At 37.2% G+C, this 15,310-nt stretch carries 16 protein-coding genes; all 16 read left to right on the forward strand.

The window, feature by feature from the left end:
- Position 1 precedes the first annotated feature (1 nt).
- The 16 genes from hypE (at position 2) to galE (ending at position 15,235) form a co-directional block, all read left to right on the forward strand.
- The gene (gene hypE, locus E7B10_RS00230) at positions 2 to 1,009 is read left to right on the forward strand and encodes a hydrogenase expression/formation protein HypE (protein ID WP_077708299.1); all 1,008 of its coding nucleotides are present in this window, start codon (positions 2 to 4) and stop codon (positions 1,007 to 1,009) included.
- Between the two features lie 261 nt (positions 1,010 to 1,270).
- Complete coding sequence (locus E7B10_RS00235) at positions 1,271 to 1,717, forward strand: hypothetical protein (RefSeq protein ID WP_004693328.1); 447 nt, start codon at positions 1,271 to 1,273, stop codon at positions 1,715 to 1,717.
- Positions 1,718 to 1,825: 108 nt separating this feature from the next.
- Complete coding sequence (locus tag E7B10_RS00240) at positions 1,826 to 2,938, forward strand: hypothetical protein (protein ID WP_004693331.1); 1,113 nt, start codon at positions 1,826 to 1,828, stop codon at positions 2,936 to 2,938.
- A 37-nt stretch (positions 2,939 to 2,975) separates the two neighbouring features.
- Positions 2,976 to 4,529 (forward strand): organic solvent tolerance protein OstA, encoded by a 1,554-nt coding sequence (locus E7B10_RS00245; protein ID WP_008600604.1) that lies wholly within the window; start codon positions 2,976 to 2,978, stop codon positions 4,527 to 4,529.
- Positions 4,530 to 4,542: 13 nt separating this feature from the next.
- Entirely contained in the window at positions 4,543 to 5,406 is an 864-nt protein-coding gene (gene galU / locus E7B10_RS00250; protein ID WP_004693334.1) for a UTP--glucose-1-phosphate uridylyltransferase GalU, read from the forward strand.
- Between the two features lie 177 nt (positions 5,407 to 5,583).
- Complete coding sequence (locus E7B10_RS00255) at positions 5,584 to 6,150, forward strand: hypothetical protein (protein ID WP_008600605.1); 567 nt, start codon at positions 5,584 to 5,586, stop codon at positions 6,148 to 6,150.
- Positions 6,151 to 6,158: 8 nt separating this feature from the next.
- On the forward strand, positions 6,159 to 6,671 hold the full coding sequence (locus E7B10_RS00260) for a biotin transporter BioY (protein ID WP_004693338.1): 513 nt from the start codon (positions 6,159 to 6,161) through the stop codon (positions 6,669 to 6,671).
- A gap of 62 nt (positions 6,672 to 6,733) precedes the next feature.
- The gene (locus E7B10_RS00265) at positions 6,734 to 7,840 is read left to right on the forward strand and encodes an acetyl-CoA C-acyltransferase (RefSeq protein ID WP_077708303.1); all 1,107 of its coding nucleotides are present in this window, start codon (positions 6,734 to 6,736) and stop codon (positions 7,838 to 7,840) included.
- Position 7,841: 1 nt separating this feature from the next.
- Positions 7,842 to 9,137 (forward strand): AMP-binding protein, encoded by a 1,296-nt coding sequence (locus E7B10_RS00270; protein ID WP_004697325.1) that lies wholly within the window; start codon positions 7,842 to 7,844, stop codon positions 9,135 to 9,137.
- A 27-nt stretch (positions 9,138 to 9,164) separates the two neighbouring features.
- A complete protein-coding gene (locus E7B10_RS00275; RefSeq protein WP_004696999.1) occupies positions 9,165 to 10,163 on the forward strand; it encodes a nucleoid-associated protein in 999 nt (332 codons plus the stop codon).
- A gap of 81 nt (positions 10,164 to 10,244) precedes the next feature.
- Positions 10,245 to 10,736 (forward strand): Cys-tRNA(Pro) deacylase, encoded by a 492-nt coding sequence (gene ybaK / locus E7B10_RS00280; RefSeq protein ID WP_004697210.1) that lies wholly within the window; start codon positions 10,245 to 10,247, stop codon positions 10,734 to 10,736.
- A gap of 9 nt (positions 10,737 to 10,745) precedes the next feature.
- Entirely contained in the window at positions 10,746 to 11,471 is a 726-nt protein-coding gene (locus tag E7B10_RS00285; protein ID WP_004697169.1) for a viroplasmin family protein, read from the forward strand.
- 22 nt (positions 11,472 to 11,493) lie between these two features.
- Positions 11,494 to 12,417 carry an NAD-dependent epimerase/dehydratase family protein gene (locus E7B10_RS00290; RefSeq protein WP_077708304.1) on the forward strand — a complete coding sequence of 308 codons (924 nt, stop codon included), beginning with the start codon at positions 11,494 to 11,496 and terminating at the stop codon, positions 12,415 to 12,417.
- Positions 12,418 to 12,437: 20 nt separating this feature from the next.
- On the forward strand, positions 12,438 to 12,716 hold the full coding sequence (locus tag E7B10_RS00295; RefSeq protein ID WP_077708305.1) for a DUF1294 domain-containing protein: 279 nt from the start codon (positions 12,438 to 12,440) through the stop codon (positions 12,714 to 12,716).
- An 83-nt stretch (positions 12,717 to 12,799) separates the two neighbouring features.
- Positions 12,800 to 14,236 carry a glucose-6-phosphate isomerase gene (locus tag E7B10_RS00300; RefSeq protein ID WP_024061211.1) on the forward strand — a complete coding sequence of 479 codons (1,437 nt, stop codon included), beginning with the start codon at positions 12,800 to 12,802 and terminating at the stop codon, positions 14,234 to 14,236.
- Between the two features lie 9 nt (positions 14,237 to 14,245).
- A complete protein-coding gene (gene galE / locus E7B10_RS00305; protein WP_077708306.1) occupies positions 14,246 to 15,235 on the forward strand; it encodes a UDP-glucose 4-epimerase GalE in 990 nt (329 codons plus the stop codon).
- Positions 15,236 to 15,310 lie beyond the last annotated feature (75 nt).

Raw genomic sequence — 15,310 nt, forward strand, 5'->3', positions numbered from 1 at the left:
TATGGAACGAGTTCGCTTAGTCCATGGTAATGGTGGACGATTTAGTCATGAGTTGACGGACCGTTTTATTTTGAAATATTTTACAAATGATTTATTGGCGCCCCTACACGATGGTGCCCAGTTTCCTGTTACAGCCGGGCGCATGGCCTTCTCTACAGATTCTTATGTGGTGCAACCTGCGTTCTTTCCTGGTGGTAATATTGGCAAGTTGGCTGTTTGTGGAACTGTGAATGATTTAGCCATGAATGGCGCGATACCTCAATATTTAAGTTGTGGTCTTATTTTAGAAGAAGGTTTGGCCTTTGAAGAGCTAGATGAAATTCTTCGCACTATGTCAGAAATGGCAAAAGCCGCAAATGTTCAAATTGTTACAGGTGATACAAAGGTCGTTAAAAAGGGCGAAGTAGATAAAATCTACATTAATACTGCTGGTATTGGCATGATTCCAGATGGAATAGATATTGGTCCACATCGTGTGAAAGCAGGGCTAGATATCATTTTGTCAGGTGCTATTGGAGATCACTCCATTGCCGTTATGGGGCAACGGTTTGGGTTAGATTTATCTGACTCCTTAACAACTGACTGTGCACCACTAAATAAGATGGTTCAAGCAGTATTAGATAAAGTAGGAACTCAAGTTGCTTTGTTGAGAGATCCCACTCGTGGTGGCCTAGGTACCGTTTTAAAAGAGATCGCTGATCAGAGTCAAGTAGGCATTAAAGTTGAAGAAACGGCCATACCTATTCATGAAGAAGTGCAGTCAGTATGTAATATATTGGGGTATGACCCTTTATATTTAGCGAATGAAGGGAAAGTAGTTCTTATCGTTGAACCATCTGTTACGGACGAAGTTCTCAAGATTCTTCATAGTTTTGAAGAGGGAAGCGAAGCAGTTTTAATTGGTAAAACTTTAGATAAAAATATTGGTAAGGTTGGTCTACAAACGGCTATTGGAGGTGTTCGTTTGATTGATTTATTAGGCGAAGATCAGGTTCCACGAATTTGTTAAATTTATAATTAATAAAAGTAATTAAACTATATCATTTTGTTAATCTTTTTATTTCAATTTTTGAGCTTTCTAGATGTAGCTCGTATTAGATATTGACACGATTTATCGTTGATGATAGCATTAAATTAAGTTGCGTAAAATTCATTAAGAATTCATCGAAAATCTATATTATGTTAGTATCTTTATGTGTAAGTTCTTATACTTTCACTAGAATCTATGTATAGAATTTGTTAAAATATAAGTATCTATAGGAGGCTTATTATGAAAAAGAAGATTATTACAGCTGTTCTAGGGATTTGTTTAACTACAACTGCATTTGGTGGTATCTTGACAACTCAAGCTGGTGGACTTAGTAGCATTCTTGGTGGTGCAGCTAAAATTGGTGGTATCGGCATTGTTGTTAACAAATTTGGTCCACAAATTGACTCTTTCCTAAATAAATTATTGAAACAAAATAACTTGAGTACTGAATATACAACTAAAGTAGTTCCTATTATCAGTATTGGTACAAAAGGTTATATCGGTGCTGCTCAAGTTACTGGGCCTGCTTCTAGCATTGAAGAAGTTAAAGCTGTTGCTCAAGTAGAAGGTAGCTTTAATGGTATGGTTCGTGTCAAAGGCTTAGTTCCTGTTGATAGCACAAACCCAGTTGGTGCATCTCGTGTTCAAGGCGTAGGTGTATCTGCTATTATTGATTTGAAAATTTAATGGCCACTGAGCATATAAATTGATAGACTCAGGGAATAAGCACGGTCTTAGGCCCGTGCTTATTCTGTTGTATAACAGTTATACATTAGATACATTGTGGAGGAATTTATGAAGAAACAAGTACTTACACTTTTAATGGCATCCCTAATTTCAGGCACTGCATTTGCCGCTCCTGGTACAGTAACTGAAAAAACAAATGTTTTAGAAACTACTGTATATGGAACTGTACAAGATGGTGCTGTTGTGGACCGCATTAATCAACTTGATGAAACCGTGTATGGTACTGGTTTCAATGGTAATTCCGCAACATTGAGCAAACGTGTTGACTCCCTCTACAATTCCGTAGAAGGCAGTGGTACTAATATTTCTTTGCGCGAAGAAATGGATGCATTGGAATATACATATCAAAATAGCATTAACGCAGGATCTCTTGTAGACCGTGTAGAAAAGATGGAACGTAGTGTTAATGGTCGCATTGGTAGCGGTTCCTTACAAAAACGTATTATTTCTTTGAAGACAAAGGTATATGGTAGCAATGTGTCTCTTACTAACCAAGTAGGCACATTGTCTGGTAACCAAGTGTTCAAAGTGACTTTAAATGAAGCGGTTTCTTCTAAAACTAGTCGTGAAGGTGATACTGTATCCTTTACTGTTGCAGAAAATGTAATGGATGGCAATGTCTTATTAGTACCTGCGGGCACTGTAGGTTCCGGAACAATTACTTCTTTGAAAAAGGCTCGTTCCTTTGGTCGTAATGGTGCGTTAGATATTACATTTGATACAATCCCAGCTATTGATGGTACAGAATTTACTGCTGTACAAGGTAAAGAGGCTAAGGATAAAACTCGTAGTGAAGTTAAAGCAGCAGGTGCATCTGTGGCGGGCGCAGTTCTACTCGGTCCTGTTGGGCTTGTAGGGGGCGCTTTCATCAAAGGTAAAAATATTGAGTACCCAGCTGGTGCTACTGTATATGTACAACCTCAAGATTCCGTAACAATTCAAGGTCTTGTTATTGGTGGTGATGGTTTAGCTCATAGTGATGATGAATTAGCTGATGCTGTAACTGTACCTAATACAACAGGTGAATCTGAAGAATATGTAGAAAATAATGATACTGATGAAAATGCAGCTGTAGCTGAAGATGCTACAGCAGTTGAGGAGCCAGAAGAACCTGTAGAAAATGTTTCTCAACCTATCGTTGTTGTAAAGCGTAATCAATAATTAACAAATTCTTAAAGTAATAGGAGTTCTAGTAACCATGAGGAAACGTAAAGTACAATGGCTGGCAGCGGCATGTGTTGTTTGTTTAGCACAACCTGTATGGGCCGCTACTGAGTCAACTATTGTATATCAAGATACATTGGATAGCGTAGGTCAATCCTATGCAGGAGAAATTTCTAAAGCATCTACACCTGAATATAGTAATATCCGTGTTGTACGTCGTGGTGAAAAAGCGAAATCTGCTACTCCTGCTGAACAGTTGCCTACACGTATCGATGCTAACAAAATGTCTTATACTGGCTCTACAGGTGATGTATATGCTCAAGGCGATGTTGTGGTGTCTCAAGGTAATCAAACTTTGATGGCTCCACGTATTGAAGGTAATACTAAAACTACAGAGTATCGTACTGTTGGGGGCTATCGCTATTTGGAAGATGGCGGTAAAACAAAAGATATTACAGGTCAAAATATGACGTATCGCACTAGCGATCGTCACTTTGAGGCGGACCAAGCCATGGGATGGAGCGATCCCTATTATGTAAAAGGCAATAACGCTACTTTTGATGGACAAATAGGCCATATGGAAAAGGGCATGGTAACTACAAAACATGCAATGGCTTTTGTTCATACTCCAGATTATCGTGTGGAGGGTCAAGATATTCAGGTATATCCTGGTGATAAAGTCGTTATTAAAAAACCATCCTTTTATATTAAAAACTTTAAAGTATTATCCTTGCCATCTTATACGACTTCATTGCGTCATGACAAAGAAGGCAAATTTAGTATTTTTTCCTTAATACCAAAACCTACGTATAGTAACGATGATGGTATTGGCTTACATGGTAGTACAGAATATCCTATCGGTAAAAACGGTGAAGCTTATATTGACTATCGTTGGTATTCTAAATCTGGTTTTAAACCTCAGGTGGGATATCGTCATTATTTACCTTGGGGGACTGCTTCTGTTGGGTATAGCAAGGAGTCTAATGAATATAATGATGAAACAGTATGGGTAGAAAAAATAGGTGAAGCTCGTTTGGATACTCATACATATCATGTAGGGAATTCTCCAATTACTGTACGTGGTGGTATTAATGCTGGTTATTGGAAAGAGGGTTCTGTAAAAGGTTCTCATAAAGAATATTATGCAGAAGTTTCTCATGATCCTATTAAGCTTGGCAAAAATGCTGATTTGCGCTTCTTAGGTGGTTACCAACGTGACTACTATGGCTATGATGGTAGTATCCGTAGCATGCCTTATTGGGGGGCTAGATTCCAATCTAAAGTTGGTAATCGTGCTAATGTATGGGTTAGCTATAATCAACGAAATATTACCTACAATAATTCACCTTATCGTTTTGATACGACAGAGCTTCCAAAAGAGCTTATTTATGGTGGTACCTATAAATTGACTCGCCTTGATGATATTTCTGTAAGTGTTAAGAATAACATGATGAGTGGGGATATTGATTCGGTCTATTATACATGGCATCGTGATTTACACTCCTTCGATATGTACTTAACATATAAAGATGGACATAAAAATAAAAATGATCAATGGAAAATTAAATTTGTAGGTAAAGACTTTTAGTTAGGAGAATACTATGCAACGCATTAGAAAAGCTGTAATTCCAGCAGCTGGTTTTGGTACACGTTTCTTACCAGCTACCAAGGCACAACCAAAAGAAATGCTTCCTATTGTCGATACACCTGCTATCCAATACATTGTAAAAGAAGCTTTAGATTCTGGGATTGAAGAAATTCTAATTATTACAGGTCGTAATAAACGTGCTATTGAGGACCATTTTGATAGTAGTGTTGAATTAGAATTGTTATTACAAAGTCAAGGTAAAAATAAACCATTGGCTATGATTAAGGATTTGGCGGACATTAAAGTTCACTTTATTCGTCAAAAAGCACCTCGTGGACTTGGTGATGCTGTATTGTGTGCAAAAGCATTTATTGGTGATGAGCCATTTGCAGTATTACTTGGTGATGATATTGTTTACAATCCAGAAAATCCATGCTTAAAACAGTTGATTGATTGCTATAATGAGCATCCTGGTATTATTTTAGGCGCTCAATTTGTACCGGAAGATAAAGTTAGTTCTTATGGTATTGTATCTGGTGAAGCATTGGCTGATAATTTATATCGCGTTGATAACTTGGTGGAAAAACCTAAGAAAGAGGATGCTCCATCTCGACTCGCTGTATTAGGTCGTTATATTTTAACACCAGATATTTTCAATATCTTAGAAGCTACTAAGCCTGGTGTAGGTAATGAAGTCCAATTAACTGATGCATTGGCAGCCTCTAAAACGGATACGTATGCATTAGCATATGAAGGTATTCGCTACGATACAGGGGATAAATTGGGCTATTTAAAAGCCACTGTTGAGTATGCATTGCGCAACGAAGAATTGGGTGAAAGCTTTAAAGCTTACCTAAAGGAATTAGATCTAAAATAGATAATCTATGAGACTTCCATGTGAGGGGCCTATGATATATGTCATAGGCTCTTTTTATTTATAGTTTCAAACTCATTTGATATTTATTTGTTAACATATGAACAATGCATTTTGTTGACGAATGAAATAATGTTGATTATAATCAAGATATTGAATAAATAAAAGGACTGTGATTATATGAGAACATTATTTAAAGCATTATGTAATAATGATTTGAACCTGCCAGGACATAGCGTTATTAAACATATGCATTATGATTCCTCAGGTAGTGATAGAACCGTATGTGAAATTGTATCGAAAGTAGCTAAAACCACCACAATTGGTATTATGGATACGACTGGCTTCTTAATGGTCGATTTACGACCAGTGCCAAAACAATTTAACATTCGTTCTACTATAAACCAACAGGGAACAGATGGTGCTATATCTTTCTCTAAGGAAGAGGTCATACGATTTGTAAATGATATTAATGATACGAACCCCATCCATCGTGAGAATCCTTATGTTGTTCCTGGCTGCATGATTTTAGAAACGATGTGGGATTTTTGGAATATTAGTAAATCTGCTCTGCAAATGGCGATTTATTTTCATGCACCAGTTATTGCAGATGACAAGGTAACTTTGGTGGAATATCCTGAAGATGCTCATGTAGAAGGTTACATTGGCGATACATTGGCATTTTCGGCTACGTTTTTTGGTGAAAATGAAGATTCATCATCTTTGAAACAAAGATGTATTAGTTAGAGGTAATTATGGAAACAAGACGTTTAACAAAAATGGCTTTATTAACAGCCTTATTATGTATTTCAGCATATATTTCTTTCCCATTGCCATTTAGTCCCGCTATGGTAACGGCTTTGACTTTGGTAGCCACATTAATCGGCCTATTGTTACAGCCTAAGGATGCACTTATCGTATTTATCATTTATATTTTGCTTGGTGCAGTTGGGTTACCAGTATTTGTTGGCGGTACGGCTGGTCTTGGCAAATTGTTGGGACCAACAGGTGGCTTTATTTTTTCTTGGCCAGTTGCATATACATTACTAAGTATATTTAAAGGTTCTAAAAAAAGCTTTTTCTCTTATGCCTGGCGATCTCTTGTGATTACCATTCCTGTAGTGTACCTCTTTGGTGTAGCAGGTTTTATGATTGTTACAAAAACAGAACTTTGGGCGGCCTTGCCTGTAGTCATGTTCCCATTTATTCCTGGAGATATCGTAAAATGTCTGGTTGCTTCTTGGTTAGCAACTAAAGTTAAAATTTAGAATACAATTAAAGTGGCATTCTGCGGGATGCCTCTTTTTTGCTTTTAATAGAAGGAGTATATATGTCAGTATATATTCATGGTGGGCTTAGAAGTCCTATCGGCGTTTTAAATGGACAATATAAACATATGAGACCCGAGATTTTGGGCTCTCAAGTAATTGATGAAATAATTAATCGTTATACTATTTCACATATAGATGGAATCTTCTGTGGTAATGCAGTTGGTACTGGTGGTAACCTTGGCCGTCTCATGGGTCTTATGTGTAATTTACCAAATTCTGTGCCTGCTATCACCGTTGATATGCAATGTGCCTCAGCTTTGATGAGTATTGAGATAGCATATGCACATATTGTGTCTGGTATTATGGATTCTGCTATTGCAGGCGGTATTGAAAGTTCGTCGTTACAGCCAGAGCGGGTGTATGCATCTGGGGATGACCGAGAAGGTCCCTATAAGGTAGCTCAATTTACGCCCCAAGATCAATCGCCTTTAGCTATGCTCAAAGGGGCCGAGCGGACTATTCATAAATACAATGTAACAAAGGAAGATTTATATCCGCATATTATTGGCAGTCATCAAAGAGCATCAGCAGCTTTAGATAACCCATATTTACAGTCATATATTATGCCTATTACTATAGATGGTAAAAGATGTATAGATGAATGTATTCGACCTACGATGAACGAAAAACTCTTGTCTAGGATGAAACCTTTGTTGGGAGCTGACTCTATTACAAATGCAGGCAATGCGTGTTTAACTCATGATGGAGCGGCCTTTGTATATTTATCTAATAAAAAAGGTCCTTTTAAAATTCATAGCGTTAAACCTTGGGCAGGAAATCCTCAGTTTAGTCCGGAGGGCGCTCTTGAAAGCACAGAAGGCATTTTAAAACGTACAGGTTTAACTATGGATGATATTGATGTGGTGGAATGGAATGAAGCTTTTGCCATCATTGATGTTCTTTTTAACAAGGCGTACCCTAATCACATTAAAAAATATAACATGCTTGGAGGTGCCTTAGCTTATGGACATCCCTATGGATGTTCTGGTGCCATATTAGTGCTTCACTGTATGGCTGCTTTAGAATCTTGTGGTGGTCGCTATGGTTTATGTGCTATTGCTGGTGCAGGGGGCACAGGTACGGCTTTAATTATGGAACGCATGTAATATGACAATTATTGAACGCTTACAACAGCATAAAGATTTAGAGCCCCATAAAATGGCTTTAATCGTAGATGACATACAATATACATATGGTGAACTATATGATGCTATTCTATCGGTAGATATTAATAATACAAGTCGCATTGTAAATCTTACTCAGTCTAAAAAGACATTAAATACTAAGATTCTTTTAATTCAGGAACTGTCGTTTGTTGAACAACTTACACAGTGGCTTGGGGCATTACATAAAGGTAATATTCCTATGGTATGTCACAATGAGATGGATACGGCTTATGTAGATGAGCTAGCTCGTGTTATAGCCTATGAAGGTGTACCGCCATTAGCTGATTTTGGGGTACTTACATCGGGGACTACGGGACAACCAAAACCTTTGTGGAGACGAGAAATGTCTTGGCGCGATTTTTTTGATATTCAAAATGATATTTTTCATATAAACAAAGATACTAAAATCTTTTTACAGGGAAACTTTAGTTTCACAGGTGTTAGCAATATGGTCATTGCCTCTTTATGGGCTGGAGGGACTGTTGTTACAACGAGTTCCTTGCGTCCTAGTAGATGGATGCAGCTTATAGAGGAATACAATGTAGACCATATATATGCATTACCAACGAAACTACGATTATTGGTTCGACATTGTAAAAGTAAATTATCATCCATTAAATACATCATTGCAGGATCTCAAGTTCTGGATCGACAATTAATGGAACAGTTACAACATATATGCCCTGATATGGAGTTTATCTTGTACTATGGTGCATCAGAGCTTAACTATATAACGTATTGCACTGGTAAAGAATGGTTAGCGCGAGAAGGTACGGTAGGGAGACCATTTCCAACCGTGAAAATCGCAGAGAATGATAATGTCATTTATGTGACAACAAATTATCGTATTGAAGGGATTCCCAATACGTATACTGTAAATGATTGTGGATACATTGATAGTGACGGGTATCTTATGTTTAATGGGAGAGCAGGTGACGTAATCAATAAAGGGGGATATAAAATTTCTATCCCAGAGATGGAATTGTATTTACAATCCTTACAAGGGGTTTCCGAGGTTGCTATTATCGATATTGCTGATGAGATACGAGGAGAAGACTACGTAGTTTATATGGTGCTAGATGGTGAGGCTAGATTGAGTGAAGTTATAGAACTTATTCATAATAAAAGACCTCCTGTAGAGTGGCCAAAAGCTATAATAGAAATTCCTATGTTACCCCTTACGGAATGCTCAAAAGTTGATAAACGAAAGTTAAAAGAGTGGTATAATAAAGGGTAAACATTTTTTGTACTACAAGGAGGCATCATGCAGATTAATAAGGCGGCGCTAGAGATTTTCGACTTTACATCCTCGTTAGCTGTATATTCTGAACATGAATTAAAGGTTGGGGATCAAGCTATACAAGATTATATAGCAAATCATGTAGTTAAGGCTTTTAAAGATCCAGGGGCTAGAACCGGAACCCTACATGATGCGAGTCCTGTAGGCAAACAATTAGTAGACTATAAAAATGGAGCGCTTAAGTTTATTGATTTATGTAAGAATTTAGGTGAAAGCTTGTTTACATACATGAAACAAGCTACTGATTTTGTTGTTATTGATACAATTATCTGTGAAGCCGTTACGGATATGCCTTATGTTTGTATTCTTTTGTGTCAAGCTCATGATGCTTTTACCCATCAATTATTCAGTGAAGATGATGGTACATTGGCTACAGAACTCGTTTCTCATAAGGCAGTACTACCTATGCCATCACAAAAATTACGGGCCTTTGCATCTATTAATCTCTCTAATTTTAGTGTTCGTATTTTTGAACCTAAAGGTGAATTTGATGGTGAGGTATCCTATATCCTAGCAGATAAGGTCTTGCAATTAGGGACTAATCAATCCTCGCGAGATACGGTGAGAAAGGTAAAGACTATCGTAGATAAGGTGGCTCAAGCTCATGAGTCTGATGGCGTTGTTGAGTTGACAACCGCTAAATCTATGATTGCTAAAAATGCAGAAGTATCAGATACCGTTGATCCTGTTCGTATTGTAGAAGAGGTATTTAAAGCGAATCCTATTCAACAAGAGGCGGCAAAGAAAGAATTAGCTGATGCGGATATGCTGCGTCCTTTGCCAGTAAATCGTGAGTTCGCCACGAAGGTTGGAGAGCATCATAAGATTAAAACAGATACAGGTATTGAGATTTCATTTCCTGTAGAATATATGAAAAATCGTGAGTTTATTGAGATAAAAACTAATGATGATGGTACTTTGCGTATTGAATTAAAAAATATTAATAAAATCATAAATAAATAGTAATGAAAAATTATATTTGTCTATAGAAATATATTATGTAATGATTAAATTTATTTGCTATGCTAGTATATGGAGGTTATGATGAGTAAAGAGAAACATAAAAAAACAAATGCATTACGTATTTTAGATACTCATAAGATACCTTATAGTATTAGCGAATATGAGTGGTCTGAAGAGCGTGCTGCTGGCCTTCATGTAGTAGAAGCATTAAAACTCGATGAGAAACAAGTCTTTAAAACATTAGTTGGCAAAGGTGACAAAACTGGATATGTAGTATTCTGTATTCCTGTGGCTGAAGAGTTAGATATGAAACAGGCAGCACGTGTTAGTCATAATAAGTCTGTAGAGCTTGTTCATGTTAAGGATTTGTTAAGTATTACAGGTTATTTGCGCGGTGGATGTTCTCCAGTAGGCATGAAAAAAGCATTTCCTACCTATTTTGATGCTACTATGGAACCCCAAAAGTTTGTATATGTAAGCGCAGGTTTACGCGGGATGCAAATGAAGGTAAATCCAAAGGATTTGGCATCTGTCGTAAATGCTGAATTTGTTGAACTGACAATGGACCATTAAGGGGGGCGTATGGCAAAAAAGTTTTATGCTGTTCGTCAGGGTCGTGTGCCAGGAGTTTACACTACATGGTCTGACTGTGAGAAACAAGTAAAGGGCTATGGTGGTGCTATCTACAAATCATTTTCCACAGAAGTAGAAGCACGTGCTTTTGTAGAGAATTCAGGTTTGTCTTTAAGTGATTTTATGAGCGCTAAAAAGAGTGAACTTAAATCGCCACAAGAAGTGAAGTTTAAATCTAAAAATTCTAGGCCTATAGGTTCTAGTTCTAGTATTCAAAGTAAAGTATCAGCAAGTGTTGTGAAACCAGATTTTACTATTCCAAACTATATGGTTGGGTATATCGATGGTAGTTATAATAAAGAGACTAATACTGTTGGGGCAGGTGGGGTTATCTTTTTGAATGGCAAGAGGAAAACTTTTTCTTTTTCCTCTACTGATGAACGATATACATCGTTTTGGAATGTAGCTGGTGAGTTGTTGGCTGCTATGCATGTTATGAAATATGCTGTTGATAATGGAATTTCTGAATGCTCACTTTACTATGATTATATGGGCATAGAAATGTGGGCTACTAAGAGATGGAAACGTAATAATGAGCTAACCAAAGAGTATTCAGCATTTTATGATTCTATAAAAAATCATGTGCGAGTATACTTTCACAAGGTGGCTGCTCATACAGGCGATACATATAATGAAATGGCTGATGCACTAGCAAAACAAGGTGCAGGTATTTAAAGATATTAGAAGGGAGGGCGCTATGAATATATGTGTTACTGGTGGGGCCGGATTTATTGGGTCCCATTTAGTTGATAGATTAATTGAATTAGGGCACGATGTACTCGTTATAGATGATTTATCTACAGGTATGCGCTCCTTTGTACATGAAGATGCTCGATTTATTGAGATGGATGTACGAGATCCAAAATTACTATCTGTATTTGAAGAGTTTAAGCCGTCTATCGTATTTCATGAAGCGGCGCAAACAATGGTTCAATCCTCCATGGAGAACCCAAGTTATGACTGTGATGTAAATCTAATAGGGCTTATTAATGTTCTCGATGCTTGTCGTAAAGTGAAAGTTGAACAATTTTTAATGCCTTCATCAGCTGCTGTATATGGTGACTTGGCAGTATTGCCATTGACTGAAGACTTGAGTGGTATGCCTTCGTCTTTTTACGGCTTGACAAAGCTTACTGCAGAAGGTTATTTGCGAATTTATCATGAAGCTTTTGGATTAAATACAGTATGCTTTAGATATGCAAATGTATATGGACCACGTCAAGGTGATGGCGGTGAAGGTGGTGTTATCAGTATTTTCAACCGCTTGATTGTCAAAGGGCAAGCATTAACTGTATTTGGTGATGGTGAGCAAACTAGAGATTTCATTTATGTAGATGATGTGGTAGATGCTAATATTAAGGCTATGGAGAATGGTCAATGCACAGGTATTTATAATGTATCTACCAATATGGGAACATCTGTGAATGAGTTGATTACGCGATTCCGGGCTATTAGTGGGACAGATTTTATGGTTTATTATGAAAATGAACGTATAGGGGATATTAAACATTCGCGCTTAAGTAATGTGAAAGCTGAACGTGATTTTGGTTTTATTGCCACTACAACATTAGAAGCTGGTTTACAAAAGACATTGGAATATTTTAAAGCTCATCATAAGTAAGAAAAATAAGGTTTGGGGATATGAGTGATACGCAATTTTGGGTGACCGTAGGTATTTGGAATCTTATCGTATTTAGTCTGTATGGATATGATAAATTATGTGCCATTAATGGATATGATCGAATTTCAGAGTTTACATTATTATTTTTAGCGTTTGCCTTTGGGGGTGTTGGTGCTTTATTAGGCATGGTCCTATGGCGTCATAAGACGTTAAAGCTTAAATTTAAATTAGCCATTCCTTTTGCATTACTTTGGTCTGTATATGCAGTTGGATTCGGTTATGGCTTGTGGGTAAAATGATTGTATAAACTAATATTTTATTCATTCTTTTATGGTATAATAAAAAAATATTGTACATAAAATGTCAGTGAAGGAGATATTTGATGTTGCGATTACAATCAGGTTTTGAGTTAGATTATGCTAATATATATAATGAAAGTTGCATACAAGAACGCGATGTGAATAATTTTGAACGAGCTATACAAAATGTATGGCGTCATACAAATATTTTGCGTTCTACAGGCTTCGAAGAAGGTCATGTTTCTAAAGATGGTTTACCTGAACCTGTGTTGTTTTACCAACTTCCATATATTTCAGAAGATGGTATCAATACACCAGATATGTTAGAGCGGCTCTACGAATTACGTGACTATGCACGCCATAATATTGATACGGTTGTATCTCTAGGTATTGGGGGCTCCTATTTGGGAAGCAAAGTTATTTTTGATGTGCAATGTGGAGCATTTTGGAATAACTACAGTGCAGAGGAACGCGACGGCTATCCTAGAATGTACTTTGCAGGCTTTAATGTGGATGGTGATTACTTAGTAGGGCTAATTCGTACGTTAGAGTGTCAAGCTCAGAAAAAAGGTCCTGATTATAAGGTGATGCTCGTTATTAATTCTAAGTCTGGATCTACCATTGAACCTATGGCTAACTTCATGATTTTGGAGAAGGCTTTACAAGATCGTAATATTAACTACGAAGTGATAGCTGTTACAGATGTATCTGATGATGAACATCCTACGATTTTACGATCTATGGCGATAGAAAATAATTGGAAGACCTATAGTATTCCTTATGGCGTAGGTGGTCGTTTCTCTGTATTTACAGAAGTTGGTTTTGTAACGGCCGCTCTTGTAGGATTTGATATTGAAGGATTTTTAGCTGGTGCTGCATCTATGGATGTAGCATGTCAAGAAGAAGACATTTTTAAAAATCCAGGCCTTTTAAGTGCATTATTGAAATATATTGCATCTGAACGATATGGTCGTATTATAGAGGTGTTTATGCCTTATAGTGAAGCACTCCACTCATTATCTGATTGGTATGTACAGCTCCTATCCGAATCTCTTGGAAAAATGAGTAATACTTGTCTACCATATGGCCGCACGCCAGTAGCTGCAGTAGGTACTATGGATATGCATGCTCAAGTTCAAGAGCATCAAGAGGGGCGCCTAAATAAGGTAGTTCAATTTATTAAGGTTAAGGACTGGAAACATAATCTCATTGTTCCAGATTCTTATAGTCAATATGAACGTTTACACTCTCTATCTGATGTAGGCATTTGTGATATTTTAAACATTGCTTTAGATGCTAATAGAGAAGCCTTGTCTAGTGACAATCGTTTTAACATGACTATAACTGTACCAACATTAAACGCATTCCATTTAGGGGAAATTATGTTTATGCATTGTTGGGCCGTTTATTTTGAGTCCATTTTTGCGGGCGTTGATGCTTTTGATCAACCAGGGGTAGAGGTTTATAAGCGTCTCATTGGGCCCAAATTGGCTCGAGCAAAGGATGTACATAATTCATGAGGGGGAACTATGAATATTTTAGTAACAGGTGGTGTTGGTTATATTGGGAGTCATACTGTACGTGCTTTACAACAAGCAGGATATACACCAATCATTGTAGATAATTTATCTCGAGGGCATGTAGAATCTATTCCTGAAGGGGTAAAGTTCTACAATATGGATATTGCAGATCCTAAACTAGTAGGCATTATGAAAGAACATAACATCCTAGGTGTAATGCATTTTGCTGCTCACTCACAAGTTGGTGAATCCATGCAAAATCCAGCTATTTATTATGAAAATAATGTAGTTGGTTCCTATCACCTTATTGAGTCTGCTCGTACCGCAGGTATAAAGCATTTTGTATTTTCTAGTACGGCTGCTGTGTATGGTGAGCCAAAGGTAGTGCCTATTCGTGAGGATGCTCAACTGCAACCAACAAATGTATATGGTCGCACTAAATTGATGATAGAAGAAATGATGTCTGATTATAGTTCTATCTATGGTTCTACATATGTTGCGTTGCGTTATTTCAATGCGGCCGGTGCAGATCCGTCTGGTATGATTGGAGAAGACCATCATCCTGAAACTCATTTGATTCCACTTGTGTTAGATGCGGCTCGCGGTAAAAGAGAGCATATAACTGTATTTGGTACTGATTATGATACGGCTGATGGCACATGTGTACGCGACTATATTCATGTCAATGATTTAGCAACTGCTCACGTATTGGCTATGGACTACTTACGTAAAGGCGGAGAATCTCAAGTATTTAATCTTGGTAGTGGCAATGGATTCTCTGTAAAGGAAATCATCGAGACTGCAAAAGAGGTTACAGGTATCGATATTCCTGTTCAATATGGTGATCGCCGTGCTGGTGATCCAGGAACATTAATTGCATCCTCTGAAAAAATTAAAAATTTACTTGGTTGGGATCCTAAATTTAGTAATGTTGCTGATGTTATCAAAGATGCATGGCATTGGCATACATCTCATCCAGATGGGTTTAGTAGTAAATAAAGAACAAATAGTTTTGATTTGTCAATATAATGAATGACTCTATTAGTCACCGTGGTGACTGGTAGAGTCATTTTT

The organism is Veillonella sp., from assembly GCF_032470285.1.
GTDB lineage: Bacteria > Bacillota > Negativicutes > Veillonellales > Veillonellaceae > Veillonella.

What these genes read in the sequence shown, in the direction of transcription:
- E7B10_RS00245 (WP_008600604.1), top strand. Translation starts at nt 2,976, where the DNA reads ATGAGGAAACGTAAAGTACAATGGCTGGCAGCGGCATGTGTTGTTTGT.
- galE (WP_077708306.1), top strand. Translation starts at nt 14,246, where the DNA reads ATGAATATTTTAGTAACAGGTGGTGTTGGTTATATTGGGAGTCATACT.
- E7B10_RS00275 (WP_004696999.1), top strand. Translation starts at nt 9,165, where the DNA reads ATGCAGATTAATAAGGCGGCGCTAGAGATTTTCGACTTTACATCCTCG.
- E7B10_RS00235 (WP_004693328.1), top strand. Translation starts at nt 1,271, where the DNA reads ATGAAAAAGAAGATTATTACAGCTGTTCTAGGGATTTGTTTAACTACA.
- E7B10_RS00240 (WP_004693331.1), top strand. Translation starts at nt 1,826, where the DNA reads ATGAAGAAACAAGTACTTACACTTTTAATGGCATCCCTAATTTCAGGC.
- E7B10_RS00255 (WP_008600605.1), top strand. Translation starts at nt 5,584, where the DNA reads ATGAGAACATTATTTAAAGCATTATGTAATAATGATTTGAACCTGCCA.
- galU (WP_004693334.1), top strand. Translation starts at nt 4,543, where the DNA reads ATGCAACGCATTAGAAAAGCTGTAATTCCAGCAGCTGGTTTTGGTACA.
- E7B10_RS00300 (WP_024061211.1), top strand. Translation starts at nt 12,800, where the DNA reads ATGTTGCGATTACAATCAGGTTTTGAGTTAGATTATGCTAATATATAT.
- E7B10_RS00295 (WP_077708305.1), top strand. Translation starts at nt 12,438, where the DNA reads ATGAGTGATACGCAATTTTGGGTGACCGTAGGTATTTGGAATCTTATC.
- hypE (WP_077708299.1), top strand. Translation starts at nt 2, where the DNA reads ATGGAACGAGTTCGCTTAGTCCATGGTAATGGTGGACGATTTAGTCAT.
- ybaK (WP_004697210.1), top strand. Translation starts at nt 10,245, where the DNA reads ATGAGTAAAGAGAAACATAAAAAAACAAATGCATTACGTATTTTAGAT.
- E7B10_RS00265 (WP_077708303.1), top strand. Translation starts at nt 6,734, where the DNA reads ATGTCAGTATATATTCATGGTGGGCTTAGAAGTCCTATCGGCGTTTTA.
- E7B10_RS00290 (WP_077708304.1), top strand. Translation starts at nt 11,494, where the DNA reads ATGAATATATGTGTTACTGGTGGGGCCGGATTTATTGGGTCCCATTTA.
- E7B10_RS00285 (WP_004697169.1), top strand. Translation starts at nt 10,746, where the DNA reads ATGGCAAAAAAGTTTTATGCTGTTCGTCAGGGTCGTGTGCCAGGAGTT.
- E7B10_RS00260 (WP_004693338.1), top strand. Translation starts at nt 6,159, where the DNA reads ATGGAAACAAGACGTTTAACAAAAATGGCTTTATTAACAGCCTTATTA.
- E7B10_RS00270 (WP_004697325.1), top strand. Translation starts at nt 7,842, where the DNA reads ATGACAATTATTGAACGCTTACAACAGCATAAAGATTTAGAGCCCCAT.